Here is a 26,463-nt window from a genome sequence, read left to right as displayed (position 1 = left end):
CTTCGCGTGCCTCCGGCGCACGCCCCGCCTCCGCGCGCCTCCGGCGCACGCCCGGCCTTCGCGCGCCTCCGGCGCGACCACTGGATTTGGCTCAGGCTAGCGACCGATATGCCCGGACGAATAGGACATTGTCCCAGGACGTCCTACGACGCCGGAAGCCGTTGCCGGACGGCGTCGCCGTCCGGCTCATCGCGGGGCGTCGCGGTTCCGGGAAGCGGCTCATCGCGGGACCGGGAGATTGCGAAAATCGGCGTGGCCGGCGTGATGCTCGCTTCGGCCCGCGACCTGTGGCGCTTCCCGGACGGGGAGGCGCAGGACGAACCGGGCTCCCCGTTCGCTGTCCTGGATGGTCAAGGTGCCCTGATGCGCTTCCGCGATCTCCCGTGCGATCGCCAGTCCCAGCCCGGTCCCCCCTGAGTCCCGGTGGCGTGAGGCCTCCAGCCGGGTGAAGCGGTCGAAGACCCTTTCCCGGTCCTCCGGTGCGATTCCGGCGCCGTCGTCGAGGACCTCCAGCGTCGCCGTCGGCCCGTCGGCCCGCACGCTGACGGTGATCTGCGAGGCGGCGTGCCGTGCGGCGTTGTCGAGCAGGTTCACCAGGAGCCGGGTGACCCGCAGCCGGTCGCAGTCGACGAAGACGTTCCGCTGAAGGTCTCTCACGATCTCCACTCGGTAGGTGCGGCGCTCCAGTTCGCCGTGGACCAGCCGGCCGAGGTCGGTCGGACGGAGGTCGAGGGGGGCGCGGGCGTCCAGCCTGGCCAGGGTCAGCAGGTCGGTCACGATCGCCTGAAGCCGGTCCACACCGGCGAGCACCGCCGTGGCCGTCTTCGGCCAGTCGATGTCGTGCGGATGCATGAGGGCCTCTTCGAGTTGGGCCCGCATGGCCGTGAGAGGGCTGCGCAGGTCGTGAGAGGCGTCCGAGGTGAACTGCCGCAGTTGCTTGTAGGCGCCTTCGAGCCGGTCCAGGGTGTCGTTCACCGTTCCGGCCAGGAGCTTGATCTCCTCCTGGTGGTTGTGCGCCACAGGAACCCGGCGGTGGAGATGGGTGGCGGTGATCTCCGCGAGTTCCGTGCGGATGGCGTCCACCGCGCTCATGTCCCTCCTGGCGACGTAGAACGTCCCGGCGGCCGTGATCGCGGTCGTCAGCAGGGACATGCCGATCGCGAAGGAGAGCGCCTCGGTGCTCCCGTACCAGGGGACCGTGGGCACCGCCACGTAGAGGAGCCAGGGCCCGTCCGGCTGATAGACCTTGAACGAGAAGACGGTCATGCAGCCCTTCAGCCCGGCCGGAGGGCACAGCACCCGTTCGGCGTGCACGCTCGCGCTGGTCGCGTGGAAGGTGGCCATCGGGGGCCTGCCCGCGAGCTGCGGCGTCGACGAGACGACCTGGTGCCGGGCGTCCAGGACCTGGATCGCGAGGTCCCTGCCCGCCGGCAGCTCGGCGGGGAGGTATCCCTGCCTGATGAGGGGCACCGCTCGGTCCCACGCCCCGGTGACGCGATCCCGGACCGCGTCGGCGTCCTTGCCGCCGACGAAGACGAGGAAGAGCACGCTGACCCCGGTGCAGAGCAGTGCCGCGACGGCGGAGTAACCGGCCGTCCTGCGGACGAGGACGGATGATCGGTTCCAGTTCGACATCGGGTCAAGGCCAATCCGTGGGAAGCGTGGTCTATGCCTACAAAAGGGCACCACACAGGCATGAATCACTCAATAAAAGGACATTTGCACTTTTCACAAGCCTGGGTAATGGCGGATGCGAGCCCTGGTCATGTCAGGCGGGTCCGCACCCGCCCGAGCGCGCGATGTTCGGGTCCGGCGGGGGCGGGGAAGCGCCTACCCTTGTAGTGCGATGAGTGCGACCACACAGACTGCGACCACACCGGACGCCGAGGGCGCGACCCGGACCTACGAGGTGCGGACCTACGGCTGCCAGATGAACGTGCACGACTCCGAGCGGCTCTCCGGGCTGCTGGAGGACGCGGGATACGTCCGGGCCGCCGAGGGGCAGACGCCGGACGTCGTGGTGTTCAACACCTGCGCCGTACGCGAGAACGCCGACAACCGGCTCTACGGCAACCTGGGGCACCTGCGGCCGATCAAGATGGCCCGCGAGGGCATGCAGATCGCGGTCGGCGGGTGCCTGGCGCAGAAGGACCAGGGCGAGATCGTCCGCCGCGCCCCCTGGGTGGACGTCGTCTTCGGCACCCACAACATCGGCTCGCTGCCGGTGCTGCTGGAGCGGGCCCGGATCGCCGAAGAGGCCCAGGTCGAGATCAGGGAGTCGCTGGAGACGTTCCCCTCCACGCTGCCGAGCCGCCGTGAGTCGGCGTACGCGGCCTGGGTGGCGATCTCGGTCGGGTGCAACAACACCTGCACGTTCTGCATCGTGCCGTCGTTGCGCGGCAAGGAGAGGGACCGCCGTCCCGGCGACGTCCTCAACGAGGTGCGGACCCTCGTGGACCAGGGCGTCCTGGAGATCACGCTGCTGGGGCAGAACGTCAACACCTACGGCGTGGAGTTCGGCGACCGGCTGGCGTTCGGCAAGCTGCTGCGGGCCTGCGGGGACGTCGAGGGTCTGGAGCGGGTCCGCTTCACCTCGCCGCATCCGGCCGCCTTCACCGACGACGTGATCGCCTCGATGGCCGAGACGCCCAACGTGATGCACCAGCTGCACATGCCGCTGCAGTCCGGCTCCGACCGGGTCCTCAAGGCCATGCGCCGGTCGTACCGGTCCGAGCGCTACCTCGGGATCATCGAGCGGGTGCGCGCCGCGATGCCGGACGCCGCGATCTCGACCGACATCATCGTGGGCTTCCCCGGCGAGACCGAGGAGGACTTCCAGCAGACCCTCGACGTCGTGCGGCAGTCGCGCTTCGCCAACGCCTTCACGTTCCAGTACTCCATCCGCCCCGGCACCCCCGCCGCGACGATGGAGGACCAGGTGCCCAAGGCCGTCGTGCAGGAGAGGTACGAACGCCTGGTGGCGCTCCAGGAGGAGATCTCCTGGGCGGAGAACAGGACACAGGTCGGGCGCACCCTCGAAGTGCTGGTCGCCGAGGGCGAGGGCCGCAAGGACGACGCCACGCACCGCCTGTCCGGCCGTGCGGCCGACAACCGTCTCGTCCACCTCGCCGCCACCGATGCCGCCACCGGTGCCGCCGTCGACGCGCGCCCCGGCGACATGGTCACCGTCGAGGTGACCTACGCCGCGCCGCACCACCTGGTCGCCGACAAGGTGCTGTCGGTACGGCGGACCCGCGCGGGCGACGCCTGGGAGGCCCGGCAGGCGGCGCCGCCGCAGGGCGGCGCGGTCAGTCTGGGCATGCCGACCATCGGCCGCCCGGCTCCGCTGCCCGCGCAGCCGTCCGCCTGCTCGGCCGTCTGAACCACGACCGACCGGGTCGATCTGATCCGCGAGGGCGGCCCGCATGGGCGAGCCGCACGCGGTCATCGGGAGAGGCGGCGCAGGACCTCGTAGCAGTAGGCGCGTCGCAGATCGTGGAACCGCAGGCAGGGGTCCTGGATCCGGGTGCGCGCCACGCCGGCCGCCTCGGCTTGGGACGCCGCAGAGGTCCCCGTGCCCGTGTCCCGGCCCGCCGCGTTCCCGGCGGGTGTGGCGGCTCCGGTCGCCGGGTTCCGGAGCGTCGCGTCGCCCGCGCCAGAGCCACGAGCGGCGGTATCCCGGCCGGTGGAGCCCGGGGCGACCGGCTTGTGCGTGACCGGCTTCGCGCTTCCGGGCGAAGCGGTCCGCGCGGATCGCCGCCGCTCCTGGTCTCTCGTCCCCGTACGGCCCGCCGTGCCGCTGGAGCCGCTCCCGCCGGGGCGTGCGGCGGACAGAGGCGGGCCGGAGGGGCCGTCCGCCCGGACGACCCGCCCGAACGATCCCGGCGAACCGGTCTCGTGGCCAGGGGGCAGTAGGGGCAGCAGCCCCCGCTCAGCCGCCTCCGGCTGTCGCTCCGCCGTGCCGTCTCCGGTCGCCCCGCCTCCCTCTTCTTCCGCGGCTTCGCCGGAAACTCCCGGCGCGCTTTCCGAGGCCGTTTCCGGCCGCTCCGAGGTGGCATCCGATGAGATGTCCGCGGATACGGATGACGGCGTATTCCAGGACTGCGAGAAGAAAGGGCCGGCGGCGGGGAGGCCCGGTGCCGCGGAGCCGAGAGGCCCTTCTCGTCCGAAGCGCTGGCCTGCGGCGGCCGAACGGGCGGCGGAGGACGCCACCGGGTCCTGACCGGGCAGGACGGCCAGGACGACGCCGAGTCCGGCGATCGCGGTCACACCGAGCGCGCCCGTCAGAGCGAGAACGGTGTTACCGCCACGCCGATGCCGTGGGGTGGGGGAGTTTTCCGGCAAGGTCGTTTTCTTTCATGTGGCGGTGTGTCGGTTTCGACTCCTCAGTCTGCCCACGCCGTACGGAATTCAGCGCCGGTTCCCCCGATTTCCGGGAACTCCAGATGCGCCATTTCCAGCGCAATTCGGCAAATATCCAAGATATGCGGCGGGCTCTGGCGGCGCACTTCGCCCTCCGGAACGATCTCCGGGGGTGTCCTCCGGGGGTCTGGTCCCGGCCTAGCGAGTGTCTGGTAAATGCTGCCCGCCGCGAGCAGGGCTTGATTCGCCGGACACGACCTAGCATCGGCGGTGTGTCCGTACGTGAACTCGTCGTCCTCGGCACCTCCAGCGCCGTGCCCACGCGCCACCGCAACCACAACGGCTACCTGCTGCGCTGGGACGGCGAGGGGTTCCTGTTCGACCCGGGAGAGGGCACGCAGCGGCAGATGCTGCACGCCGGGGTGAGCGCCCATGACGTCACCTGGATCTGCGTCACCCACTTCCACGGAGACCACTGCCTGGGGGTGCCCGGCGTCGTCCAGCGGATCGCCAGGGACAAGGTGGCCCACGAGGTGCGGGCGGCCTACCCCGCGAGCGGCGAGACGTACTGGCGCAGGCTGCGCAACGCGTCGGCCTTCGCGGACACGGACGTGATCACTCCCCGGCCGGTCTCCGGCGACCTGACGCGGTGGCCGTCGGGGCCGGTGACGCTGACCGCGCGCCCGCTGTCGCACCCCGTCCAGTCGTACGGCTACCGCGTGGACGAGCCGGGCGGGCGGCGCATGATCCCCGGCGAGCTGGCCAGGCGCGGCGTGCGCGGGCCGATGATCGGAGAGCTTCAGCGGCGCGGCTCGCTGGCCCTCCCCGACGGGTCGGTGGTCACGCTGGAGGACTGCAGCGCGCCCCGGCCGGGCCAGAGCGCCGCCTTCGTGATGGACACCCGCCTCTGCGACGGCGCGTTCGCCCTGGCCGAGGGCGTCGACCTGCTGGTGATCGAGTCGACGTTCCTGTCCGGCGAGAGCGCGATGGCCGCGCAGTACGGGCACCTGACGGCGGAGCAGGCCGGGCGGATCGCGGCGGCGGGCGGGGTGCGCCGCCTGGTGCTCACCCACTTCTCCGAGCGGTACACGACGGCCGACGAGCCCAGGTTCGTGGACGAGGTGCGCAAGACCTACTCGGGCGAGGTGGTCACGGCCCGCGACCTCATGCGGGTGCCGGTGCCCAGGCGGAGCGCCGAGGCGGGCGGCTGACCGCTCACCAGAGCCAGCGGGCCACGAAGTAGCCCACGCCGTACGGCGCGTCCTCGCGCAGCAGTTCGGCGGCGGGCGGCGGCGCGCCGTGCGCCGCACCGGCCAGGACCTGGAAGGCGGCCCGGCCGGCCACCCACAACTCCGCGGCCCGGGCCGGGTCCAGCGCCAGGAGCGCGCCGGAGTCGCCGGCCCCGAGCGCCGCGGCGAGCAGGTCGTCGTACGGCACGGCGTCCGGATGCACGTAGCCGGGCGACTTCTCCACGCGCCGGGCCGAGCCGTCCCCCATGACCAGCAGCGCGACCCGTCCCGCCGAATCGGCCAGGCGGCGGCCCAGCGCGGCGCACTCGGCCGTCGGCGCGTCGGCGGCGACCGCCTCGAACCGCAGCGGCAACCGCCTCTCGGGAGCGCCGGCGGTGTTCTCCAGCAGCCAGCGGCCGATCGTGAGCGACAGCGGCAGCACCGGTTCCCCGCCCGCCGGGCCGACCCTGACGTCGGGCCCCCAGGGGCGCAGCGACCCGGCGGCGTCGCCGGGAAAGGACGCCGGGGAGCCGTCGCCGCCGGTCACCACGAGCACGTCCGGACCGGCTTCGACGAGGGACCGGACCGCCTCGGCGCAGGCGGCGCGCAACCGGTCGAGTTCGGCCGCGGCGGCCCCGGCGACCTGCGGGACGAGCAGCGGAGGATGCGGGCAGACGGCCGCGGCGACCAGCACCCGATCACCCTACCCGGCTCGCCGGCCCCCACAGATTGGACGTATGGGCAGAATGGACGTATGGACAGCAGCACGGTCGCGTTCGCCACCGTCCCGACCCGGCTGGGCGACGTGCTCGCCGCCGTCACCGCGGACGGGGTCGCCGCCACGGACTTCCGGGACGGCGGCCGGGTCAGGGCGCGCATCTCCGCCCGCCTCGGCATGCCGGCCGCCGACGACCCGGACCGTACGGCCGCCGTCCGCGAGGAGCTGGCGGCGTACTTCCGGGGCGAGCTGAAGGAGTTCCGGGCCCCGGTCGACTGGCGGCTCATGTCGCCCCTCCAGCGGCAGGTCCTCGGCACGCTGCACGCCACCGTCCCGTACGGCGAGGTGGTGACGTACGGCGAACTGGCGGCGCGCAGCGGCACGGGGGTGCCGGCCCGGGCCATCGGCTCGATCATGGGCGGCAACGCGATCCCGATCATCGTGCCGTGTCACCGGGTCGTGGCGAGCAACGGCCTCGGCGGGTTCAGCGGCGGCGACGGCGTGGAGTCCAAGCGGTGGCTGCTGACCCTCGAAGGCCATCTGCCGCCCACCCTCGACTGGGACCTGTGACCTCCCCGTCCCTGGGACACTGGAGGGTGTGGGGCAGCTACCTGTGATCGCCGTCGTGGGCGCCACCGCGGCGGGCAAGTCCGACCTGGCCGTCGAGCTCGCGCTCCGCCTGGGCGGCGAAGTGATCAACACCGACTCCATGCAGCTTTACGAGGGCATGGACATCGGCACCGCGAAGCTGTCGCTCCAGGAACGGCGTGGGGTGCCGCACCATCTGCTGGACATCTGGCCGGTGACCCGGACGGCCAGCGTGGCCGAATACCAGCGGCTCGCCCGGCCGCTGGTCGATGACCTGCGCTCGCGCGGCAGGGTGCCCGTCCTGGCCGGCGGGTCGGGGCTCTACGTGCGGGCCGTCCTCGACGACCTGGAGTTTCCCGGCACGGACCCGGACGCGCGGGACCGGCTGGAGAAGGAACTCGCCGAGACCGGTCCGGCGCCCCTCTACGACCGGCTGAAGAGCCTCGATCCGGTGGCCGCCGAGAACATCCTGCCGAGCAACGGCCGCAGGATCGTCCGCGCGCTGGAGGTCATCGAGCTGTCCGGGCGGCCGTTCTCCGCGACCATGCCGTCGTACGACGCGGTCTACGACAGCGTGCAGATAGGCGTCGAGGTGCCGCGGCCGGTCCTGGACGAGCGGATCGAGCTCCGGGTCGCCCGCATGTGGGAGGCCGGGCTGGTGGACGAGGTGCGCGAGCTCGCCGGGCGCGGCCTGGCGGAGGGCAGGACGGCCGGGCGGGCGCTCGGATACGCGCAGGTGCTGCGGTTCCTCGCCGGGGAGTGGACCGAGGAGCAGGCGCGGGCGGAGACGGTGCGCGCCACCCGCAGGTTCGCCCGGCGGCAGGAGTCGTGGTTCCGCCGCGACCCGCGGGTGGTCTGGCTGCCGTTCGACGCGCCCGGCCTGGCCGACCGCGCGATCGGCGCGATCACCGGAGCCTCGTAGACTCACCGCATGCGGTTTGTGAAGGGACACGGCACCGAGAACGACTTCGTCATCCTGCCGGACCCGGACGCACGGCTCGACCTGACCGCCCCGCAGGTCGCGGCGCTGTGCCACCGGCGTACGGGCATCGGGGCGGACGGTGTGCTGCGTGTCGTCCGCGCCAAGCTGTGCCCGGAGACGGCCGAGCAGTCCGATGAGGCCGAGTGGTTCATGGACTACCGCAACGCCGACGGCAGCATCGCCGAGATGTGCGGCAACGGCCTCCGGGTCTTCGCCCGCTACCTGGTGGACGCGGGCCTCGCGGCGCCCGGCGAGTTCGCCGTCGCGACGCGCGGAGGGGTGAAGCGCGTACGGCTCGGCGTGTCGGGCGACGTCTCCACCGACATGGGCAGGCCCCGGGTGCTGGGGGAGAGCCGCGCGGTCGTCGGCGGGCGCGAGTATCGCGGCGTCAACGTGAACATGGGCAACCCCCACCTCGCGTGCCTGGTCGAGGAGCCGGTGTCGGGGCTCGACCTCGGCCGGGAGCCCGAGTTCGACCGGGAGGTCTACCCGGAGGGCGTCAACGTCGAGCTCTTCAACGCCGTGGGCGGCCGTACGGTGTCCATGCGCGTGCACGAGCGGGGGTCGGGGGAGACGCGCTCGTGCGGCACCGGCGCCGTCGCGACGGCCGTCGCGGCCGCCCGCGCGGCCGGCGAGACGACCGGGACCTGGGAGGTCCGGGTGCTCGGCGGCACGGTGACCGTCACGCTCACCGAGGACACGAGCCACCTGGCCGGCCCCGCCGTCCTCGTCGCCTCGGGCGAGTGGCCGGCCGCCCTCTGATCGTCCCGGACGCTTGCGGAAGGTTGTTCTGATCCTTCACTCTGAGTCTCAGATCCGAACCTGGGAGGGTGGATGGATCCGCGTGACGCGGTGGTGCGGACGAAGGCGGCGATCGGGCGTCTCGGCGGGGGCTTCATGCTCTCGCGAGAGGTCAAGGCACTGTGCGAGCGGCACGGTCTCGGCGGCCGTGAGATGTACTTCCGGGGCAGGTGCGGGGTCCTCGGCGAGGTGGACGCGGACGTCGTGGTCGCCGCGGTCGTCTTCTTCCACGCCGGACACGTCCGCGAGTCGTGGGAGGGCGGGCGCAAGCTCCCGGCCGAGGAGGCCGCCGCGCTCTACGCCTCCGCCTGCCACGACTGGGGGCGGCGCAGGCTCGCCGGGCTGCGGGACGCCGACCGGCTGTCGGGGCTCCTCGCCGTCGTCGCCGACCGGTCCGGCCCCTTCTGCGCGCCGCTGTTCGCCGGGTGGCGGGCCATGCCCCGCCCGGACGGCGGGCCGGCCCTGACGGCCCACCTGCTCCACGTCGTACGGGAACTGCGCGGCGCCCTGCACGCGGTGGCCGTGGTGACCTGCGGCGTGGGCCCGCTGGACGCCACGCTCGTCGGCGGGGACGGCGTCGGGGCGCCCGTCTCGTACGACAGCACGGCCGGCTTCGCCCGGTTCCTCGGGTGGCCCGGGCCGTACCCGGAGCCCTCGCCGGAGGCGGCCGAGCGCAGGGCCAGGGCGGAGGAGCTCACCGACGACCTGCTCGCCCGCGCCTTCTCCGTGCTCGGCCCCGCGGAGCTGGCCGAGCTCACCGGGCTGCTCGGCGAGGCCTCCCAGGTGGCTCTCACCCGCTGAGGCGGAACAGGGAGCCGACGGCGTGCTGCTCGGGTCGGCGCGCTGTTTGGGTCATGGTCGGCGACCTGGCAGACTGGCTGCCCATGGACGTGGACATCTGGGCCTGGGTCGGCGGCACCCAGCGTGAACTGCACGAGGCGGGCAACACGGGGCTCGCCATGGCGCTGGGCGACGTGCCCGCGCAGGCGCTCGAGGGCCGATTCGCCCAGTTGGACGTCGTGGCGCCGGCCATCACGCAGCACGCCGAGTCCCTTGAGAAGCCGTGGCTGGAGCTCTTCGCCCGCTACTGGCACCTGCTGGGGCGGGTGGGCGACCGCGCCATGGGCGGGGTCGCGCTCGACGACGCCGCCTCGCTGGCGGAGTTCGCGGAGCGGGGCGACGTCAGTGACTGCCCCGCCGCCCCCGGCGGCGTGGAGGTCCTGGCCATCACCCAGGCCAACACCGACGGTCCCGGCTACGCCGCCACCCGGCTGAGCTCGCTCGGCGCCGCCCTCGACGGCGTGGGCCCCGACTCGCTCGCCTTCTCCGGCCTGGTCACGCAGTACGTCGCGGCGCTCGTCGACGCCGGTCAGGCGGCCGAGGGCGTCGCGTACGCGGAGGCGGCCGTCGAGCGGCTGCGCGGGGCCGGGCGCGAGGCGAGCTGGGAGCTGGGCGCCGCCTCCGTGCGCGCGCTGCTCGCCGCCGGACGTCCCGACGACGCCCTGACCGCGCTGGACGCCTCGACCGGCTTCAAGCCCGACGACCCGGTCGCGAAGGGCCGCCGTGAGGCCCTGCTCCGGTCGCTGGTGCTGGCCACGCTCGGCCGCACGCAGGAGGCCGTGGAGGCCCTGCCCGACCTCGACGTGGTGGGTGACCACCCGCGGGAGTGGGTCGAGTGGGCGCACACCGTCCGCATGCTGGTCACGGGCGGCGGCTCGATCGCCAACAGCTGGCAGCTCGGCCGCATCCTGCGCCAGTGGATGACGTACTTCGAGACGATGGGCGGCCACCGCGCCCGCTTCGAGCTCGCTCTCACCGCCGGGCACCTGGCCGTCGCGCGGCAGGGCCTGTGGCAGGCCCGCCTGCTCGCGGACGAGGCGGAGGCGGCCCTCGCCGGCCTCCGCGCGACCGAGGGCCTGGCGGATCGGGTGGCCGAGCTGCGCGCGGCGGCCGGCGCCGCCGCGGAGGCCCCGGCCCCCGGCCCCCGCGACGAGCTGGTGGCCTACTTCGACGCCGCCGACGGCAGCACGGCCGACCCCGAGCGGTGGGTGGGCTGGCTGTGGCCGCTGTCGGGCACCGACCTGGAGGCCACCCGCCGGCACACCACCACCCTCGGGTTCCTCGGCTACCCCGGGGTGGGCGCCGACATCTACTGGAAGGCGGTCGCCGAGGACGGCGACCCGGCCGCCGCGGGCGAGGAGGACCTCGCCTACCTCACCGGCCTGCTGATCGAGGCCCGTCAGGACGAGCGGGTGGAGAGCCTCGCGGCCCGGCTCCCGGAGACCGCCTCCCACCTCGCGCTCGCCCGGCTCCACCGCGCGCGGGAGCGGTGGGAGCAGACGGCGGCCGAGGCGGAGCTGGCCGTCGCCAACGGCGGCGGGCTGGAGGCGCGCCGCCTGTGGTCGGGCGCCGTCCAGCAGCTCGGCGACAACGCCAAGGCGGCCGAGATCCTCAAGCCGCTGCTGGAGACGGGCGAGGCCGAGGAGGAGGACGTCTGGCGGGTCATCGTCATGTCCACCGCCGTGGAGGACTGGGCGACCGTACGGTCCGCCGCGACCGGGCTCGGCATGCCGATCGAGCCGGGTGAGGGCCCGATCGAGGAGGAGTGGCACCTCGTCCGGGTGATCCTCCCGGCCCCCGACGGCAGCCAGCGGGAGGTCCTCGCCGTACGGACCGGCCCGGCCACCGCCCGCCTCGCGATCCCGCAGCCGCGCGGCATGGAGTACAACGCGGGCGACGTGGTCGTGATCGACCCCCGGCCGCTGGAGCCGATCCCGGAGGGCGAGGAGGAGCGGGAGAGCTTCGTGATCCCCTTCGCCGGGGTGACGATGCTGCGTCCCGGCGGCTACACGAGCTGGTTCTTCGACGGCGCCGCGCCGACGGAGGACGAGTGGACCGAGTTCAACGAGGTCCTGGCCGAGCGCGGCTGGCCGATGTGGGTCTACAGCGACGAGAACTACCGCGTCACCCACCCGGCCAGCGGCGAGCAGCTTCCCGGCGTGTTCGGCTGGATCGCGATCCCGCCCGCCGTACGGCCGGCGGATCTGGACGCCGTCCTGGACGACGTCACCGAGCAGTGGTCCCACCCGCTGGCCTGGCTCGACCTCGCCCGCGAGGTCGGCATCGAGGCCGAGCGGCACGAGCGGATCTCCAAGGAGTACGGCCTCTGACATCCCGCTCACCGGCACGGCCGCGCCCTCGTGGGCGCGGCCGTGTCGTGTGTCCGGGCACTTCCACCCGCGCCGCCGGGTCCTCCGCCGTGCCGCCGTGTTCTCACCGCGTGCCGCCATGTCTTCACCGCTCGGAACGACCGGTGATTGTAAAGATCACCGGACGGTCACGATATGGCGAGCAGAAGGCATTTTTCCCCATAAGTGGGGCGATTGGGGCCTAGCCTCAGTCCTGTTGTCAAACAGGATCCGTGTTGCGAGTTGCGCAACGCCTGTGCGTGTGCCCTGAGGAGTCGTTGGCCCCCCGCTCTTCATCCACGGCGTGCGAGCGGCAGCCTCCGCGCCGTGCTGTGGCGTTTCCGGGCGTCCACGCCGCCTCGCGGGCGACCGCGAAGTGAGGGGAAGTCACAGTGGGCACAGCCGCGATCGAGGTTCGCGGGCTCTGGAAGATCTTCGGTCCCAAGGCCGGCAGGATCATCGGCAGCCCCGACGCCGATCTCGAACCCGCGCAGCTGCGGGCGAAGACGGGTTGCACCGCCGCCGTCAGGGACGTCAGCTTCCAGGTGCAGCCGGGTGAGGTCTTCGTCGTCATGGGCCTGTCGGGCAGCGGCAAGTCGACGCTCGTACGCTGTCTCACCCGGCTGATCGAGCCGACGGCGGGCGAGCTGCGGATCGACGGCCAGGACGTGTGCGCCATGTCGGCCAGGCAACTGCGGGATCTGCGCCGCCACCGGGTGAGCATGGTCTTCCAGCACTTCGGGCTCCTGCCGCACCGCAGGGTCGTGGACAACGTCGCGTACGGCCTGGAGATCCAGGGCATGGGGAAGGCCGAGCGGCACGAGAAGGCCGGCCGGATCCTGTCGCTGGTCGGGCTGGAGGGGCACGAGGACTCCTATCCCGAGCAGCTCTCCGGCGGCATGCAGCAGCGCGTCGGCCTGGCCCGCGCGCTGGCCGTCGACCCGGAGGTGCTGCTGTTCGACGAGCCGTTCAGCGCGCTCGACCCGCTGATCCGGCGCGACATGCAGGCCGAGGTCATCCGGCTGCACCGCGAGGTCGGCAAGACCATGGTCTTCATCACCCACGACCTGTCCGAGGCCCTGAAGCTGGGCGAGCGCATCGCCATCATGCGGGCCGGCGCGATCGTGCAGGTCGGCACTCCCGAGGAACTGGTGGGGGCGCCCGCGGACGACTACGTGGCCGACTTCGTGCGGGACGTCCCCCGGGCCCAGGTGCTGTCGCTGCGCTGGATCTGCCGCGACCCCGAGCCGGGCGAGCCGCTCGACGGTCCCGAGCTTCCCGCCGGCACCATCATCCACGATGCGGTTCCGGCCGCGATGGGGTCGGACCGGCCGATTCGCGTCGTCGACGGCGGCGAGCTGGTCGGCGTGGTGAGCCGGGTCGACATCCTCGGCGCGGTGCGGCCCAGGAGCGAGGCCCCGCAGGTCTCCGCGGGCGTGAGCGGGGAGGCGTAGTGGTGAGCGCACCTGTGCGGACGGCGGCGCCCCCCGCGCCGCCCGTGCCCGGTCCGGCGCGGGTCCGGCGCCTCGTGCGATGGGCCGCCCCCGCGGCGGGAGTGGTCGCGGTGGTGGCGCTCTACGCGGCCTTCCGCGGCACGGCCGTGCTGCCGCACGACGACGACGCCGCCCTGTTCCACTGGCTCAACGACGCCCGTGACTGGGTGGACGCCAACCGCAACAGCAGCCCGATCTTCCTGTATCTCGTCAACTACATCCGGCTGGGCGTGGCGGAGCTCTACACGCTGGTCCAGGGCGGGCTGGTCGCGCTGGGCTGGCCCGGGCTCATCGGTCTCGCCGCCGGTCTCGGCTGGCTGGCCGGCGGGTGGCGGATCGCGCTCGTCGCGGCGGCGGGCTTCGCCGGCGTCGGCGTGCTCGGCTTCTGGAAGGCGAGCGTCGACACGCTCGCGCTGACGCTGTCGGCGGTGTCGCTGTCGCTGCTGATCGGCATCCCCCTGGGGATCTGGGCCGGCCGCTCGGCCCGCGTCCGCCGGATCGTCACCCCGGTGCTCGACGTGATGCAGATCATGCCGACCTTCTCCTACCTGTCCCCGATCCTGCTGCTGTTCCTGATCGGTCCGGCGTCCGCGACGATCGCCACGATGATCTACGCAATGCCGCCGGCGATCAGGATCACCGCGCTGGCCGTCCAGCGGGTGCCCGGTGTGACGGTGGAGGCGTCGGAGTCGCTCGGCGCCACCGGCCGGCAGACGCTCATGAAGGTGCGCCTGCCGCTGGCGCTGAACACGATCATGCTGGGCGTCAACCAGACGATCGCCGCCGCGCTGTCGATGGTGCCGCTCGTCGCGCTGATCGCGGCGCCAGGGCTCGGCGTCGACCTGATCCGGGCGCTCGCGCGGGTCAACGTGGGCGCCGCGCTGGTGCCCGGTGTCGCGATCGTGCTGATCGCCATCGTGCTCGACCGGGTGACCAGGGCGGCGGCGCGGCGGCGCGAGGGCGGGGGCCGGGCGAGGGCGGTCCGCTGGGGCGGCTTCGCCGTCCTGACCGCCGCCGGGATCGCCCTGACCCCGGTGCTCGCGCCGGAGTTTCCCGAGCAGTGGCAGGTGCAGGTCGTCCGGCCCATCAACGACGTGGTCGACTGGATCGAGGCGCACTGGTACGTCTTCACCGGCTTCCTCAACGACACGGTGGCTTACGGACTGCTCAACCCGCTGCAGGACGTGCTGACCAGCGCTCCCTGGTGGCTGGTCACGGTGGCGGTGCTGGGGTTCGCCTGGCGGGTGAGCGGTCCCGCGGCCGGCCTGGTCGCCGCGGCCTGCCTGGTGGGTGTCGCCGCGCTGCACCTGTGGGAGCACGGCATGGAGACACTGACGATCGTGCTGGTCGCCTCGCTGATCACGATCGCGGTGGGGCTCGCGCTCGGCGTGGCGGCGGCGAGGTCCCGGTGGTTCGCCGCCGGGCTGCGCCCCGTCCTGGACGCCGCGCAGACGATGCCGTCGTTCTCCTACCTGCTGCCGGCCGTGGCGCTGTTCAGTAACGGCCGCTTCACCGCGATCGTGGCCTCGCTCATCTACGCGGTGCCGGTGGTCGCCCGCCTCGTCGAGGACGGCCTGCGGGCGGTGCCCGCCACCGTGATCGAGGCGGCCAGGTCGGCGGGCTCCACCGACCGGCAGCTGCTGTGGAAGGTCCAGCTGCCGATGGCGCGCAGCTCGCTGCTGCTCGCGGCGAACCAGGGCATCGTCATGACGCTGGCGATGGTGGTGATCGGTGCGCTCGTCGGCGCGGGCGCCCTCGGATACGACGTCGTGGCCGGAATCGCCCAGCAGGAGGACTACGGCAAAGGCTTCGCCGCCGGCGTCGCCCTGGTCCTCCTCGGCGTGATGCTCGACCGGATCACGCAAGGCGCCAACGGGCGCCGCTCTCCCCACAAGAAGAGGAACGTATGAAGAAGCTACGCCTGATCGCAGGGGTCATCGCTCTCGGCCTCGCCGCGACCGCCTGCGGAGGCGCCAAGGTAGAGGACGACTCGAAAGCCGCCCCGAGCGCGAGCGCGGCGGGCTCGGCGGCCGCGTCCGCGGCGGGCACCGTCAAGATCGCTGTGAACCCCTGGGTGGGCTACGAGGCCGACGCCGCCGTGGTGTCGTACCTGCTGGAGCACGAGCTCGGCTACAAGGTCGAGAAGGTGACGCTCGCCGAGGAGCCGTCCTGGCAGGGCATGGAGTCGGGTGACGTCGACGTCGTCATCGAGAACTGGGGTCACGACGACCTCAAGAAGAAGTACATCGAGGAGAAGAAGGTCGCCGTCGAGGCGGGCAGCACCGGCAACAAGGGCGTCATCGGCTGGTACGTGCCCGAGTGGATGGCGCAGAAGTACCCCGACATCACCGACTACAAGAACCTGAACAAGTACGCCGACCTGTTCAAGACCTCGGAGTCGGGCGGCAAGGGCCAGCTTCTCGACGGCGACCCCTCCTACGTCACCAACGACGAGGCGCTGGTCAAGAACCTCAAGCTCGACTACAAGGTCGTGTACGCCGGCAGCGAGGCCGCGCTGATCAAGGCCGCCAAGCAGGCGACCGACCAGAAGAAGCCCCTGCTCATGTACTTCTACGAGCCGCAGTGGCTGTTCAACCAGGTTAAGCTGGTCAAGATCAACCTCCCGGCCTGGGAGGAGGGCTGCGACAGCGACCCCAAGAAGGTCGCCTGCGACTACCCGCCGTACGACCTGGACAAGATCGTGAGCAAGAAGTTCGCCGACACCGGCGGCAAGGCGTACGACCTCGTCAAGAACTTCCAGTGGACGAACGACGACCAGAACGCGGTCGCCGACGACATGACCAACAACGGCATGTCCGCCGAGGACGCGGCCAAGAAGTGGGTCGAGGCCAACACGGCCAAGTGGCAGGCCTGGATGCCCAAGTGACCTGAGCACCTGAGGGTCGCCTCCCGCGCCCCGTCCGTACGGGGCGCGGGGAGCCCTTCCCGGCCGCGATCCGCGGAGATCGCGGCCCATCCCGCCCGTTGTGGAATACTCTCCCGGTGTCGCCGCGGCCTCACCGCTCGCGGTCGCCGCCCGTACGACATCAGATGAGGTCAGATATGAGGATCCGTCTCCTTACCGGCGTGCTGTCGCTCGCGCTGGTCATGACCGCCTGCAGCGGCGGGAGCCCGAGTGGGAGTTCGGACGCCGCCGGAGCGGGAGCGGCGGGCGGCACGAAGACGGTGAAGATAGCGATCAACCCCTGGATCGGCTACGAGGCCAGCGCGGCGGTGGTCGCCTACCTGCTGGAGCACGAGCTCGGTTACAAGGTGGAGAAGATCGAGAGCGGCGAGGCGGACTCCTGGAAGGGCTTCGAGAAGGGCACGGTCGACGTGGTCCTGGAGAACTGGGCCCACCCGGAGCTGAAGAAGGAGTTCATCGAGCAGAAGAAGGTCGCCGTCACCGCGGGGGAGAACGGCAACAAGGGCGTCCTCGGGTGGTATGTCCCCGAGTGGATGGTCAAGAAGTATCCGGACATCACCGACTGGCACAACCTGGTCAAGTACAAGGACCTGTTCAAGACCGACAAGAGCGGCGGCCTGGGGCAGTACCTGGCCGGTGACAAGTCCTTCGTGACCAACGACGAGGCGTTGATCAGGAACCTGCACCTGCCGTACAAGGTGGTCTACTCCGGCAGCGAGGACGCGTTGATCGCGGCGGCCCGCAAGGCCACCGAGAACGAGACCCCGCTGCTCATGTACTTCTACGAGCCCCAGTGGCTGTTCAACCAGCTCAAGCTCGTCAAGATCAGCCTTCCTCCGTACGCGATCGGGTGCGACGCCGATCCCAAGACGGTCAAGTGCGACTACCCGCCGTACCTGCTGGACAAGATCGTCAGCGTGAAGTTCGCCAGGAACGGCGGCAAGGCGTACGAACTGATCAAGAACTTCGTCTGGACCAACGACGACCAGAACGCCGTCGCGTTCGACATGGCCGAGAACAAGATGAGCGCCGAGAACGCCGCCCGGAAGTGGGTCGAGGCCAACAAGATCGTCTGGCAGGACTGGATCCCCGTCTGATTCCCAGAACCTGAGCGAAGGGCGTGGCACCATGCCACGCCCTTCGTCGTTCCGTGCCCTTCCTTCGTAGATCTCCAGGCGCGCCTCCTTTGCCAACTTTTTACGCTTTGCTATATCTAGGGGGATATTCCAGATATTTCTCTACCTAGGGGTAGCTTTGAGCGGGCGAGGTACCCGATTGACCGCCGCTGCCGCGGCGGCTGTGATGTTGCTGACGGGATGCGGGCGGATAGGCGATCTCGCCGCGGAGCCCGCGGGTCAGAGCGGCGGCGGGAGCAGCGGCTCTGGCGAGGATCACGGCGTCAACCCGCTCGACAACCCCGACGGCACCGGCCCCGGGCTGAAGGCCCTCACCGAGGACAAGGACCGGGCGAAGGCCCGTGACCTCATCGGCAAGGTGGCGACGAAGGGCCGTGGCGCGAAGACCGGCTACGACCGGGACAAGTTCGGCTACGCCTGGGCCGACAACGTGGACGGCATCCCCTGGGGGCGCAACGGCTGCGACACCCGCAACGACATGCTCAAGCGGGACGGCGACGGCGTCGAGTACCGCGGCGGGTCGAACTGCGTCATCGTCACCATGAAGCTGTACGACCCGTACACCGGCAAGAAGATCGACTGGAGCAAGTCGGACGCCGCGAAGGTCCAGATCGACCACGTCATGCCCTTGTCGTACGACTGGCAGATGGGCGCGTCGCGGTGGAGCGAGAGCAAGCGCAAGCAGATCGCCAACGACCCGCTCAACCTCATGCCCGTGGACGGCTCGACCAACAGCTCCAAGGGCGACTCCGGCCCGGCCACCTGGCTGCCGCCCCGCCGCGACATCCGCTGCTCCTACGCCGTGCGGTTCGCCCAGGTCGCCCTCAAGTACGACCTGCCGGTGACCTCCGCCGACAAGGACGCGATGCTCGAACAGTGCAAGTGACCCGCCAGGCTCACCGGTAGACACCCTTCCCGGCCGGCGCTGCCGCGTGTCATCCTGCGAGCTGGTCGCGCAGGCGGGCGCATTCGCGGGCGAAGCGGCTTCGGCGGCTCGGCCGGCCCGTGGGGGCGTGCGCCGAAACGGCCGGTATCTCGCCGCGGGCGCCCACCCAGGCCGCCACGTCGGCGGCGAGCGCCACCGCCTCGGTCTGGGTGACGTTCGGCCGCTCTCCGGCGGAGGGCAGCAGATCCGGCAGCAGGGCCCGCAGGATCTCCCACACCTGCTCGTGCGCTCCCTGATGCGCGGCCTCCCGCAGGGACGCCAGCACCGGCCGGGTCTCGAACCAGGTGCGGCGGAGCAGCAGCGCCAGCTGACGGCCGATCGCCTCGGCGGGCAGGTCTCCCCGGCTCGTCATCCGCAGCAGCACCGGAACCGGGTCCGGGCGGCGATCGGCCAGGAAGTAGGCCATGATGAGCGCGGTCGCCTCCCCGAGCGGGCCGTCGGCGTCCGCCACCGCCTCCAGGTACGCCGGATACACCCCCGGATAGTTCCACTGGTGGAGCAGGTGGGGCAGAAAGTTGACGGAGACGACCTCGCGATGCGACGGGAGGATCGACGGCCACGAGGCCATGACGTGGCCGTGATCGTCCCAGCGCCACTTCGACGGCTCGCGCAGCAGTTCGTCGATGAGGTCGTGCCCGGTCGGCTCCGCTCGCAGCACCGGCACCAGCCGCACCTGCTCGACGTGTCCCGGGTCGCGCTCCTCGAACAGGTACTCGTGCGCGTTCTCGACGTAGCCCCACTTCAGCCCCGCCTCGGGATCGGGCAGGCCGCCCTGGGCGAGCCAGGCGGCGACGGCCGGGGCCGCCTGTGATCGCACGTGCGCGGCGCGTTCGGCGGCGAAGGGATGGGTTCCCCTCGGCAGCCGCAGCAGCGCCTGCTGCAGGTCCGCCGGCAGCGGTTCCACGCCCGCGGCGGCGCACAGCTCCAGCCGGTCCACCAGCACGCGGGGGTCCAGGTGCCCGGTCATCACCGTCGGCGTCGCGAGCAGGACGGGTGGCAGCGTCCCTTCTCTCAGCGCCCGGTAGATCTCGTCGAGCCGGTGCAGCAGGAACAGGTGCGGCGGGGAGACGTGCGCGGGTTCCGGTAGCCGGCTCCGCCGGCGGAGGTCCACCGCGGGGTCCGGTCTCTCCGGCTCGCCGAACAGCCGCCGGAGGGCCGAGTACGTGATGCCCACAAGGAGCCCCAGCCCGGCGGGTTCGGGATCGGGCACGCCGGGATCGGTACCGGGAGCGATCAGCTCCCTCGCCAGGGCGGCGATCCAGGCGTCCGGTTCGAGCCAGCTCTCCATGTCGTACAGGTGGGGAGAGAAGTCCTGGAAGACCGGGGTGAGCGCCGCGCGCAGGGCCGCGCGGTCCCTGCCCGCCCGCTCGACGAAGCCGGCGAGCCACTGCTCGCGCGCCACCCACCCACGGAGATCCCACGTAGTGTGATCCACCGACGGTGCGGGGAACGGGCCGGGCTCGGGGAGGACGGGCAGCGGAGCGGGAGTGAACGGCTCCGGCGTCCCCTCGGCCGTGACGTCGCCCCCGAACACCGCGGCGAGGTCCCGGCCGAGATCGGCGGGCAGCAGCGGTACCGCGTCGGCGATCGACTTCGCCTCCGCGCGGAACGCGGCGGCGTGTCTGAGCGCGATCCGGACGGCTCGCCGCCGTACGTCGTCGGAAGTGTGCGCCAACGCCGTGACGAGCGCGGGAGCCAGTTCGCCGGCGCGGGTGGGCCTCCGCCGCACCTCCTGGTCCAGCCGGCTCAGGCCCGCGCGGGCCAGCTTGGCCTCGGGCCTGAAGGTCAGCGCCTCGATCGCCTCCTGGACGTCGGCGTCGTCGTGGGGGCCGGTGCGGTCGACCTGGCTCAGGGCCAGCTCGGCGACCGGGCCGGGGGCGGCGGGAAGCAGCCGCAGATAGTCCCGGACCCGTCCGGCCGCCTCCTGCGGCGCCGGTTCGACCAGTTCGTGCAGGCGCACGAAGAAGCGCAGGTCCGCGGCGTCACCGCCGCGCAGGAACCGGCTCACGCAGCCGTCCAGGAGCTCCGCCCGCGACACGCGTCCGGTACGCAGGAGCCGCCCGATCAGGGAGAGCCAGGGCGTGGGCGACGGCGTGAGCCGTTCCTCGCGCAGGGCGCGGCCCGCGCCCTCGGTCTCGAAGATCAGCGGCAACAGCGGGCCGAGCAGCGGATCGTCGTCCGCCGCCGGGCCGGTCAGCCACGCGACCACGAGCGGGTCGTGCGCGGGCGGCGTCACGCCTGAGGCCCGCAGCAGCGCGAGCACCAGCGGGGCGGTCCGGACGTCGTCCGCCCTGCGGATCTTCCCGGCGAGCCGGGCCGCCACGTCGGCCTGCCAGCCGGCCGGACGGGTGACCAGCACGCGGACCACCTCGGCCGGGTCCGGGGCCGGCCCCCACTCCGGGTAGAGCTCGCGGCGGGTCAGCCAGGCCGCCGCGGCGGCGGGCCCGGAGATCGTCCCCGCACCCGCGATCCGCAGCGGCGCGCCCAGCTCGGCGAGGGCGCCCCGCACGGTCCGTCGGCGCTCCCAGGCGGTCCACCAGTCCTCGTCGTCCTCGTCGTCGAGGTCGTGAACCCCCCGGCTCCCATGGGTCATCCGCGTGGCGGTGTCCCGCATCTCCTTGAGGAGGCCCGGTAACCGTCTCGCCACCTCGGCGCGCTCGGCCTCGGTGAGCGCGATCACACGGTCGGCCAGCGTCTTCGTCTCATGCGCGGCGACGAGGTCGCGCACCTCCTGCCAGGCGCTCATCGGGCCGTCTCCACGCCGGTCTCGGCGCCGGTCCCCACACCGGCCTCCACGCCGGTCGGCGCAGGCGTGGTCCTCGCGACGATCCTGGCCGCGAGCACGTGCTTGCACGGCCCGCGTGAGCCGCGGTGGTCCCACCACCAGGGGCAGGTGCACGAGCCGTCGGTCAGGCCGACCTCCCGCACCCCGCCGTCGGTCCGTACGCGCGCCGTGTCGCCCGCGATCTCCACGGCGTCGGCCTCGGCCAGCGCCCGCGCGGACGTCAGCCGCGGGTTGAGGTGCTGCACGTGCTCCCTGTCGTAGGGCAGTTCGCGGTGGAAGTGCGCCGCCTCGTTCAGGTCGTAGCCGACCCGCCCGGCCGTGCCGAGCTGGGTGAGGGCGGCCCGCACGCGCGTGGTGGACAGCCCGGCGCGGTCGGCGAGCAGGCCGATCTCCACCTCGGGTTCGAAGTTGAGCAGCATGCCCACCACGTCGGCGTCGGCCTCGGCCTCGTCGGTGGCGAGGTCGGCCAGCACCGCGCCCTCGCCGGAGAAGCCGCGCCAGCGCTCCGGAGACAGGACCAGCGTGTAACGCATTCCGGGCAGCTCCAGCTCCCACGCGCTCGACGCCGGGCCGCCGGGCGCGGCCGGGCCGTAGACCTTGAGGCTCTTGACGAAGCGGAGCAGGGGCAGCAGCGTCGCCAGGCGGCCGACGCCGGCCAGGCACACCGCTCCCGGGCCGGGCCGGTCCGTGACCCGCAGGTCGCGGCCCGCGGGAGCGACCCACAGGTCGGCCGCCGCCCGCTTGGGCAGGGACCGCAGGAACCGCACCGCGCTCATCCCGTGGAGTTCGGCCCGCAGGTCCATGCGCGCCGCGATCACCTGCACCTCGGCGAAGCCCCGCAGCCACCGCTCCGGCAGCGGCACCTTCTTCTCCACCACCGCGCCGTCGAGCGTGGTCACGGTGAGCTCGTCGGCGCCGACCCCGAGGTGCAGCGGGTCGCGCGCGCCCACCCGGGCCAGCGCCTCCCGCAGCGGGCCGTTGACGTCGACGTTGGTCGTCCCCCGGTCGAACACCTCGCCGTCGAGGGCGCCGCCCAGCAGGTCGAGCCGGGCGTACACGCCGCCGCAGGCGGAGAACGACTCGAAGCGCAGCCGGTCGCCGCCGCATGTGACGACCGGGTCGCGCGTCCATCCCGGACGCGGCTGGTGATAGCGGGTGAGAGCCACGTCGGCCACGCCCAGCAGGGCCGCCGCCGCGGGCGCCGCCTGGGTCACCACCCCGCTGAAGAACCTGGGCGCGACGGCCGGGCCGCTCAGGGCCCTGCCGCCGGACGTCGACAGCCCGAGACGTCCGTCCACCAGCATCGAAGGCGCGGCGTAGCTGTACGCCTGCGTCGCGTTTGTCATGTGCCGGAGGCTAGAGATCACCACCGACAATTCGCGCCCGCGGAGCCCAAGAAGGCCGTGGAGCCCGCCGTACGCCCGGCGGGCTCCACGAGCGGGGGATCAGAGGCAGCCGCCGCGGGGGTCCTTCACCTCGGGCGCGGTGTCGTCGACCGTGACCTCCAGCTGGGCGGTGGAGGCCACCAGGCTGCCCACGGGCGCCCTGGCCACCTGCGCGTCCACCACGACGCCGCGCTCGCCGAGCAGTTCGTACGTGGCCGGGTCGAAGATGACCTCCTCGCGCACGCCGCGGGAGACCCGGCCGACGCCGATGCCGGTCCGGCCCGCCGCGTCCTCCACGTCCTCGCTGACCGTGACCCCGGGGATCGTCGCGGCTGCCTTGAACAGCGCCGCCCGCTGCGGCGCCGGCACGTACGTCTCCCGCAGCAGGTCGCCCACGGCCGTCCACGCCCCCGCGTCGGACGGGAGGTCGCCGTGCGGCCGGGCGTACAGGTGGGCCCGCATCTTCTCCGGGTCCGAGGGCAGCTTCTGCAACATGGTGTAGGCGGTGTCGCTCACCTTGCCGCAGGCCGGGAGCCCCAGCCACTCCGTGCCCTTCTCCTTGTACGCCTCCGGGGGGATCGGCCACCCCGGATAGGCGCGGGGCTCCAGATATTCGACCTTGAGCGCGCCGTCCCTGGTGCCGTCGGCGGACAGCCAGATCGTCCGCTTCGTCCGGTAGAGGTAGCGGGACTCCTTCTCGTTCTCGCCGACTATGGAGGCTTCGTACATCGTCTGCGAGCCGACCTTGACGAACTGGTCGTCGCGCGGGGACAGGTCGGTCACGGCGCGGGCCGCCCTGCCCAGCACCTCCTCCGCCGACATGGCCGACACCTTCGGCAGGGTCACGACCACCTCGCCGGCCCGGGTCGGGGGCGCGGGCCGGCCGGGCCCGGTGGCGGCGACGGCGACGACGCCCGCCCCGGCGAGCAGCGCGGCCCCGCCCGCCAGGAACGCGTACGGGCGCGGGCGGACCGGCGGCCTGCCCGGGCCGGTCAGCCGCCGCCGTACGGCCGCCTTGGCGGCCAGGGAGTAGGGGGGCGTCTGCGGCCGCTCACGGGCCACCAGGTCAATCTCGTCGATCATGGTCAGTCCTCCTGGGGAAGATCGAGATGGCGGCGCAGCTTCGCGCGTACGCGGTGCAGGCGCGAGCGCACCGTGCCGATGGGGATCCGCAGGGCCTCGGCCGCCTCCTCGTAGGAGAGGTCGGCCCACGCGACCAGCAGGAGCAGGTCGCGCTCGGCGGACGACAGCCGCGCCAGGGCGGCCGCGAGCGCGGGCCGCAGCGCGGCGGCGCTCGCCCGCTCCGCTCCGCGCTCCTCCTCGTGGGCGCCGCGTTCGCCGGCGTCGTGCGGGGCGCGGGCCAGTGCCCGCAGACGGCGGACCTCCGCCCGGCGGTGCCCGGAGATGAGGTTGCCCGCGATGCCGTACAACCAGGGCCGGGCGTCCGGGCGGGACGTGTCGTAGCGGTGCCGCTTCCGGAACGCCACGAAGAACGTCTCCGCGGTCACGTCGTCGGCGTGCTCGGGGCCGAGACGGCGGCCGGCGTAGGCGTGGATCTCGTCCGCGTGCCGGTCGAAGACGCCGGCGAACCGCTCGGGCGCGCGCAGCGACGCCTTGATCAGCCGGGCGTCGCTCGCCTCGCCGTCCGGCTCGTCGCCGTTCACGCCGGGACACGTCGCCGGGGCGTGCTCCGGCCCGCTGTCTTTCGCCTCGTCCTCGCCGGGCCGGGGACCCGCCGCGGCCGAGGGGAGGCGGGTGCCGCCGGGGACCGTCCTCACCACCCGTTGTATCCGTTCATAGGGGATTTCCTTCCACGGGCGCCGTCGCGCCCTTCACCCCTACTCCGCCGGACGGCCCTGGCCGGTTCCGAGGTTCTCGGAGCCGATGTCCGAGCCGATGTGCAAGGCGTCGTCAGCCGGAGGGCAGCGTGTCACCCGGTCCTCCGGCGACCACCCCGGGCCGCCTGTTCTGTCCGTCCGCCTGTCGCGTGACGAGCGGCCTCTCGGCGGGGGGCGGCACGGCGGACGCCGCGGGGGGCGGCGCCGCGGAGACCGGCTGGTCGAAGATGTCGATGTCGACCTCCTCGCCGCCGACCGTCAGCGTCTCCCAGGCTCCGCTGACCAGCAGGGTCCGCAGCGTCTCGGTCCGCAGCTCGCGCAGGTGCCGGAGGAGGGTCGCGTCGTCGGGCATGCCGGGGATGCGTGGGGACAGACGGTCGCGGATCTGCCGCAGGCGCTCCATCAGGGCGTCGATGTCCGCGTCCCTGTCCGAACCGGCGCCGCCCTCCTCGATGCCCTGGACGATCGTGTCCTTGATCGCCCGGGTGACCCCCTGCTCGTCGGTGGTCACCATCGCGTTCCAGGCGCGGCTCTTGTGCCGATACTGCAGCATCGACATCGCCGCCTCGTGCCGTACGAAGTCGGCGTCGCGGAACGGCCTGCCGCGCCAGTTGCGGTTGAGCGACCGGGCCAGCGAGATGGCCGACGCGAGCCCGCTGTTGAGACCCCGCCCGGGCCAGAAGTGGATCGCGTTGGCCGCGTCCCCCAGGAGGAAGCCGTACGTGCCCGGGGTGGTGGACGTGGGGGAGTACAAACGGGCGGTGAACCGCGGCCGCTGCACCATGTCGAGCCGGAAGGCGGTCACCGCGCTCACGTCGCCGTCGGCGACGCCGAAGAGCGCGAGCCCTTCCTTCGCCCGCCTCCACAGTGCCGAGCCCCTGATCAGGGCGGGCAGGAACAGCGTGTGGTGGGTCGAGCAGTGGAAGTCGCCGTCCTCGGTGCGCTCCATGAGGCAGGGACTGGAGGCGACGCACTCCTCGAACACGTGCCGGACGGGGTCGATGCCGACGACCTCCGCGGCCTCGTCGTCGGTGAGGCGCATGTTCAGGAAACCCTCGCCGCGCAGCGAGTTCAGGAGGAACCGGTTCTGCGCCACGGTCAGCAGCACGATCGCGGGGTCAGGCAGGGCGGACTTCACCCGTATCCCGAGCACCACGTCCTGCACGTGCCGGCCGTCGAGCGAGAAGATCGAGTCGTCGGCCCGGCCGAACCTGTCGGTGAAGTGCTCGCGGGTCCGCGAGCGCCCTCCCTCGCAGATGGCCAGCACGTGGTCCCTGGCCACGGTGTCGTGGCGTTCCGCGGGGTCGAATCTCTCCGGCACCAGGCGGATGCGGGCGGACCTCTCGTTCGCCATCTCCAGCAGGGTGTCCTCGATGTAGGCGATGCGGATGTTCCGCGGGCCGTGGCCGCGGATCGAGTCCGGACCGGCCGGCCACATCTCGCTGTAGGACCCCTCGGTGAACAGCCGCGCCTGGACGTCCTCCGGAAGGTTCAGATACTGGCGGCTCTGCACCGTCACGACCTGCTGCCGCCGGTTGTTGCCCTGCGCGGCGTTCTTCCACACGATCCGCTGCCCGTCCTCGGTCCAGCGGCCGTCGTAGATCGTGATGGCGACCCGGTGCCCCATGAGATGTTCGAGGAGCAGGGCGAAGGCCAGCCCGACGGGCCCGCCGCCGGAGACGGTGACGTGCAGGACCTGATCCGGTTCGACGTCCGGGACCGACCGGCGGAACCGCTGCATCAGGGAGGTGTCCATGACCGTCTCGGAGTCGTCGAACGCCTCGAAGCGGAACGTCTCCCCTCCGATGGCGATCGTGTCGCCGGGCCGGAGCACATGCGTGGTGACACGCCTGCCGTTGACCAGCGTCCCGTTGCTGCTGCCCCGGTCGCGCAGCACGTATCCCTCGGCCTCGCGGCGCACCTCCGCGTGGAAGCGGGAGGCCCGTTCGCTCGTGATCACCACACTGTTGTCGCCTCTGCGACCGAAGGTGATCGGCTTGTCGTCGATCGGGAAACGCTGGCCTGCCAGGGGACCTTCATGCCCGACGATCGCAGGTGGCACCGGTCCGCCCCCTCTCCCTCGGAA

Annotated in this window: 19 protein-coding genes; 12 read left to right on the top strand and 7 right to left on the bottom strand. The window is 72.4% G+C overall.

Annotated features, from left to right (window positions below):
* Positions 1–219: 219 nt before the first annotated feature.
* Entirely contained in the window at positions 220–1,635 is a 1,416-nt protein-coding gene (locus HHX40_RS03365) for a sensor histidine kinase (protein WP_182879348.1), read from the bottom strand.
* 211 nt (positions 1,636–1,846) lie between these two features.
* Between HHX40_RS03365 and miaB the strand changes: the two genes are divergently transcribed.
* The gene (miaB, locus tag HHX40_RS03360) at positions 1,847–3,382 is read left to right on the top strand and encodes a tRNA (N6-isopentenyl adenosine(37)-C2)-methylthiotransferase MiaB (protein ID WP_182879347.1); all 1,536 of its coding nucleotides are present in this window, start codon (positions 1,847–1,849) and stop codon (positions 3,380–3,382) included.
* A gap of 1,252 nt (positions 3,383–4,634) precedes the next feature.
* Entirely contained in the window at positions 4,635–5,573 is a 939-nt protein-coding gene (locus HHX40_RS03355; protein WP_182879346.1) for a ribonuclease Z, read from the top strand.
* Positions 5,574–5,577: 4 nt separating this feature from the next.
* Here the strand turns inward: HHX40_RS03355 and HHX40_RS03350 are convergent, their stop codons facing one another.
* Complete coding sequence (locus HHX40_RS03350; protein WP_182879345.1) at positions 5,578–6,285, bottom strand: class III extradiol dioxygenase subunit B-like domain-containing protein; 708 nt, start codon at positions 6,283–6,285, stop codon at positions 5,578–5,580.
* A gap of 60 nt (positions 6,286–6,345) precedes the next feature.
* On the opposite strand from HHX40_RS03350, the gene HHX40_RS03345 reads away from it, so the two are divergent.
* The 10 genes from HHX40_RS03345 (at position 6,346) to HHX40_RS03300 (ending at position 18,309) form a co-directional block, all read left to right on the top strand.
* Positions 6,346–6,879 carry a methylated-DNA--[protein]-cysteine S-methyltransferase gene (locus tag HHX40_RS03345; RefSeq protein ID WP_182879344.1) on the top strand — a complete coding sequence of 178 codons (534 nt, stop codon included), beginning with the start codon at positions 6,346–6,348 and terminating at the stop codon, positions 6,877–6,879.
* A gap of 28 nt (positions 6,880–6,907) precedes the next feature.
* Positions 6,908–7,819, top strand: coding sequence for a tRNA (adenosine(37)-N6)-dimethylallyltransferase MiaA (gene miaA / locus HHX40_RS03340; RefSeq protein ID WP_182879343.1), 912 nt, complete (start codon positions 6,908–6,910; stop codon positions 7,817–7,819).
* Between the two features lie 9 nt (positions 7,820–7,828).
* Complete coding sequence (dapF, locus tag HHX40_RS03335; RefSeq protein ID WP_182879342.1) at positions 7,829–8,641, top strand: diaminopimelate epimerase; 813 nt, start codon at positions 7,829–7,831, stop codon at positions 8,639–8,641.
* Between the two features lie 72 nt (positions 8,642–8,713).
* A complete protein-coding gene (locus tag HHX40_RS03330) occupies positions 8,714–9,481 on the top strand; it encodes an SCO6745 family protein (RefSeq protein WP_182879341.1) in 768 nt (255 codons plus the stop codon).
* A gap of 53 nt (positions 9,482–9,534) precedes the next feature.
* Positions 9,535–11,850: a tetratricopeptide repeat protein gene (locus HHX40_RS03325; protein WP_259403207.1), complete on the top strand. Its 2,316-nt coding sequence runs from the start codon at positions 9,535–9,537 to the stop codon at positions 11,848–11,850.
* 410 nt (positions 11,851–12,260) lie between these two features.
* Positions 12,261–13,322: a glycine betaine/L-proline ABC transporter ATP-binding protein gene (locus HHX40_RS03320; protein ID WP_310737928.1), complete on the top strand. Its 1,062-nt coding sequence runs from the start codon at positions 12,261–12,263 to the stop codon at positions 13,320–13,322.
* Between the two features lie 2 nt (positions 13,323–13,324).
* A complete protein-coding gene (locus HHX40_RS03315; RefSeq protein ID WP_182879340.1) occupies positions 13,325–15,271 on the top strand; it encodes an ABC transporter permease in 1,947 nt (648 codons plus the stop codon).
* Positions 15,268–16,248 (top strand): ABC transporter substrate-binding protein, encoded by a 981-nt coding sequence (locus HHX40_RS03310; protein WP_182879339.1) that lies wholly within the window; start codon positions 15,268–15,270, stop codon positions 16,246–16,248. Before HHX40_RS03315 ends, HHX40_RS03310 begins: the two co-directional genes overlap by 4 nt.
* 176 nt (positions 16,249–16,424) lie before the next feature.
* A complete protein-coding gene (locus HHX40_RS03305; protein ID WP_220498558.1) occupies positions 16,425–17,384 on the top strand; it encodes an ABC transporter substrate-binding protein in 960 nt (319 codons plus the stop codon).
* Positions 17,385–17,589: 205 nt separating this feature from the next.
* Positions 17,590–18,309, top strand: a complete 720-nt coding sequence (locus HHX40_RS03300) for an HNH endonuclease family protein (protein ID WP_111699312.1) — start codon at positions 17,590–17,592, stop codon at positions 18,307–18,309.
* 49 nt (positions 18,310–18,358) lie between these two features.
* Here HHX40_RS03300 and HHX40_RS03295 read toward each other — a convergent pair whose 3' ends face one another.
* From HHX40_RS03295 to HHX40_RS03275, 5 genes are all read right to left on the bottom strand, one after another.
* Positions 18,359–21,115, bottom strand: coding sequence for a DUF6493 family protein (locus HHX40_RS03295; RefSeq protein ID WP_182879337.1), 2,757 nt, complete (start codon positions 21,113–21,115; stop codon positions 18,359–18,361).
* Positions 21,112–22,500 carry an SWIM zinc finger family protein gene (locus HHX40_RS03290; RefSeq protein ID WP_182879336.1) on the bottom strand — a complete coding sequence of 463 codons (1,389 nt, stop codon included), beginning with the start codon at positions 22,498–22,500 and terminating at the stop codon, positions 21,112–21,114. The genes HHX40_RS03295 and HHX40_RS03290 overlap by 4 nt, the downstream gene beginning before the upstream one ends.
* A gap of 99 nt (positions 22,501–22,599) precedes the next feature.
* Positions 22,600–23,622, bottom strand: coding sequence for a CU044_5270 family protein (locus HHX40_RS03285; protein ID WP_182879335.1), 1,023 nt, complete (start codon positions 23,620–23,622; stop codon positions 22,600–22,602).
* Between the two features lie 2 nt (positions 23,623–23,624).
* Positions 23,625–24,320 carry an RNA polymerase sigma factor gene (locus tag HHX40_RS03280; RefSeq protein ID WP_310737927.1) on the bottom strand — a complete coding sequence of 232 codons (696 nt, stop codon included), beginning with the start codon at positions 24,318–24,320 and terminating at the stop codon, positions 23,625–23,627.
* A 130-nt stretch (positions 24,321–24,450) separates the two neighbouring features.
* Positions 24,451–26,439, bottom strand: a complete 1,989-nt coding sequence (locus tag HHX40_RS03275; RefSeq protein ID WP_182879334.1) for an FHA domain-containing protein — start codon at positions 26,437–26,439, stop codon at positions 24,451–24,453.
* Positions 26,440–26,463: the final 24 nt, after the last annotated feature.

Origin of the sequence: Microbispora sp. H10949 (assembly GCF_014161435.1) — a bacterium.
GTDB classification, from domain to species: Bacteria; Actinomycetota; Actinomycetes; order Streptosporangiales; family Streptosporangiaceae; genus Microbispora; species Microbispora triticiradicis.
This window is presented reverse-complemented; position numbering and strand designations above follow the sequence as displayed.

Bases quoted from the DNA above. Each gene is read 5' to 3' on its own strand.
- HHX40_RS03310 (WP_182879339.1), top strand. From the start codon at position 15,268: ATGAAGAAGCTACGCCTGATCGCAGGGGTCATCGCTCTCGGCCTCGCC.
- HHX40_RS03295 (WP_182879337.1), bottom strand. From the start codon at position 21,115: ATGAGCGCCTGGCAGGAGGTGCGCGACCTCGTCGCCGCGCATGAGACG.
- HHX40_RS03285 (WP_182879335.1), bottom strand. From the start codon at position 23,622: ATGATCGACGAGATTGACCTGGTGGCCCGTGAGCGGCCGCAGACGCCC.
- miaB (WP_182879347.1), top strand. From the start codon at position 1,847: ATGAGTGCGACCACACAGACTGCGACCACACCGGACGCCGAGGGCGCG.
- dapF (WP_182879342.1), top strand. From the start codon at position 7,829: ATGCGGTTTGTGAAGGGACACGGCACCGAGAACGACTTCGTCATCCTG.
- HHX40_RS03330 (WP_182879341.1), top strand. From the start codon at position 8,714: ATGGATCCGCGTGACGCGGTGGTGCGGACGAAGGCGGCGATCGGGCGT.
- HHX40_RS03325 (WP_259403207.1), top strand. From the start codon at position 9,535: ATGGTCGGCGACCTGGCAGACTGGCTGCCCATGGACGTGGACATCTGG.
- HHX40_RS03305 (WP_220498558.1), top strand. From the start codon at position 16,425: ATGAGGATCCGTCTCCTTACCGGCGTGCTGTCGCTCGCGCTGGTCATG.
- HHX40_RS03300 (WP_111699312.1), top strand. From the start codon at position 17,590: ATGTTGCTGACGGGATGCGGGCGGATAGGCGATCTCGCCGCGGAGCCC.
- HHX40_RS03290 (WP_182879336.1), bottom strand. From the start codon at position 22,500: ATGACAAACGCGACGCAGGCGTACAGCTACGCCGCGCCTTCGATGCTG.
- HHX40_RS03345 (WP_182879344.1), top strand. From the start codon at position 6,346: ATGGACAGCAGCACGGTCGCGTTCGCCACCGTCCCGACCCGGCTGGGC.
- HHX40_RS03365 (WP_182879348.1), bottom strand. From the start codon at position 1,635: ATGTCGAACTGGAACCGATCATCCGTCCTCGTCCGCAGGACGGCCGGT.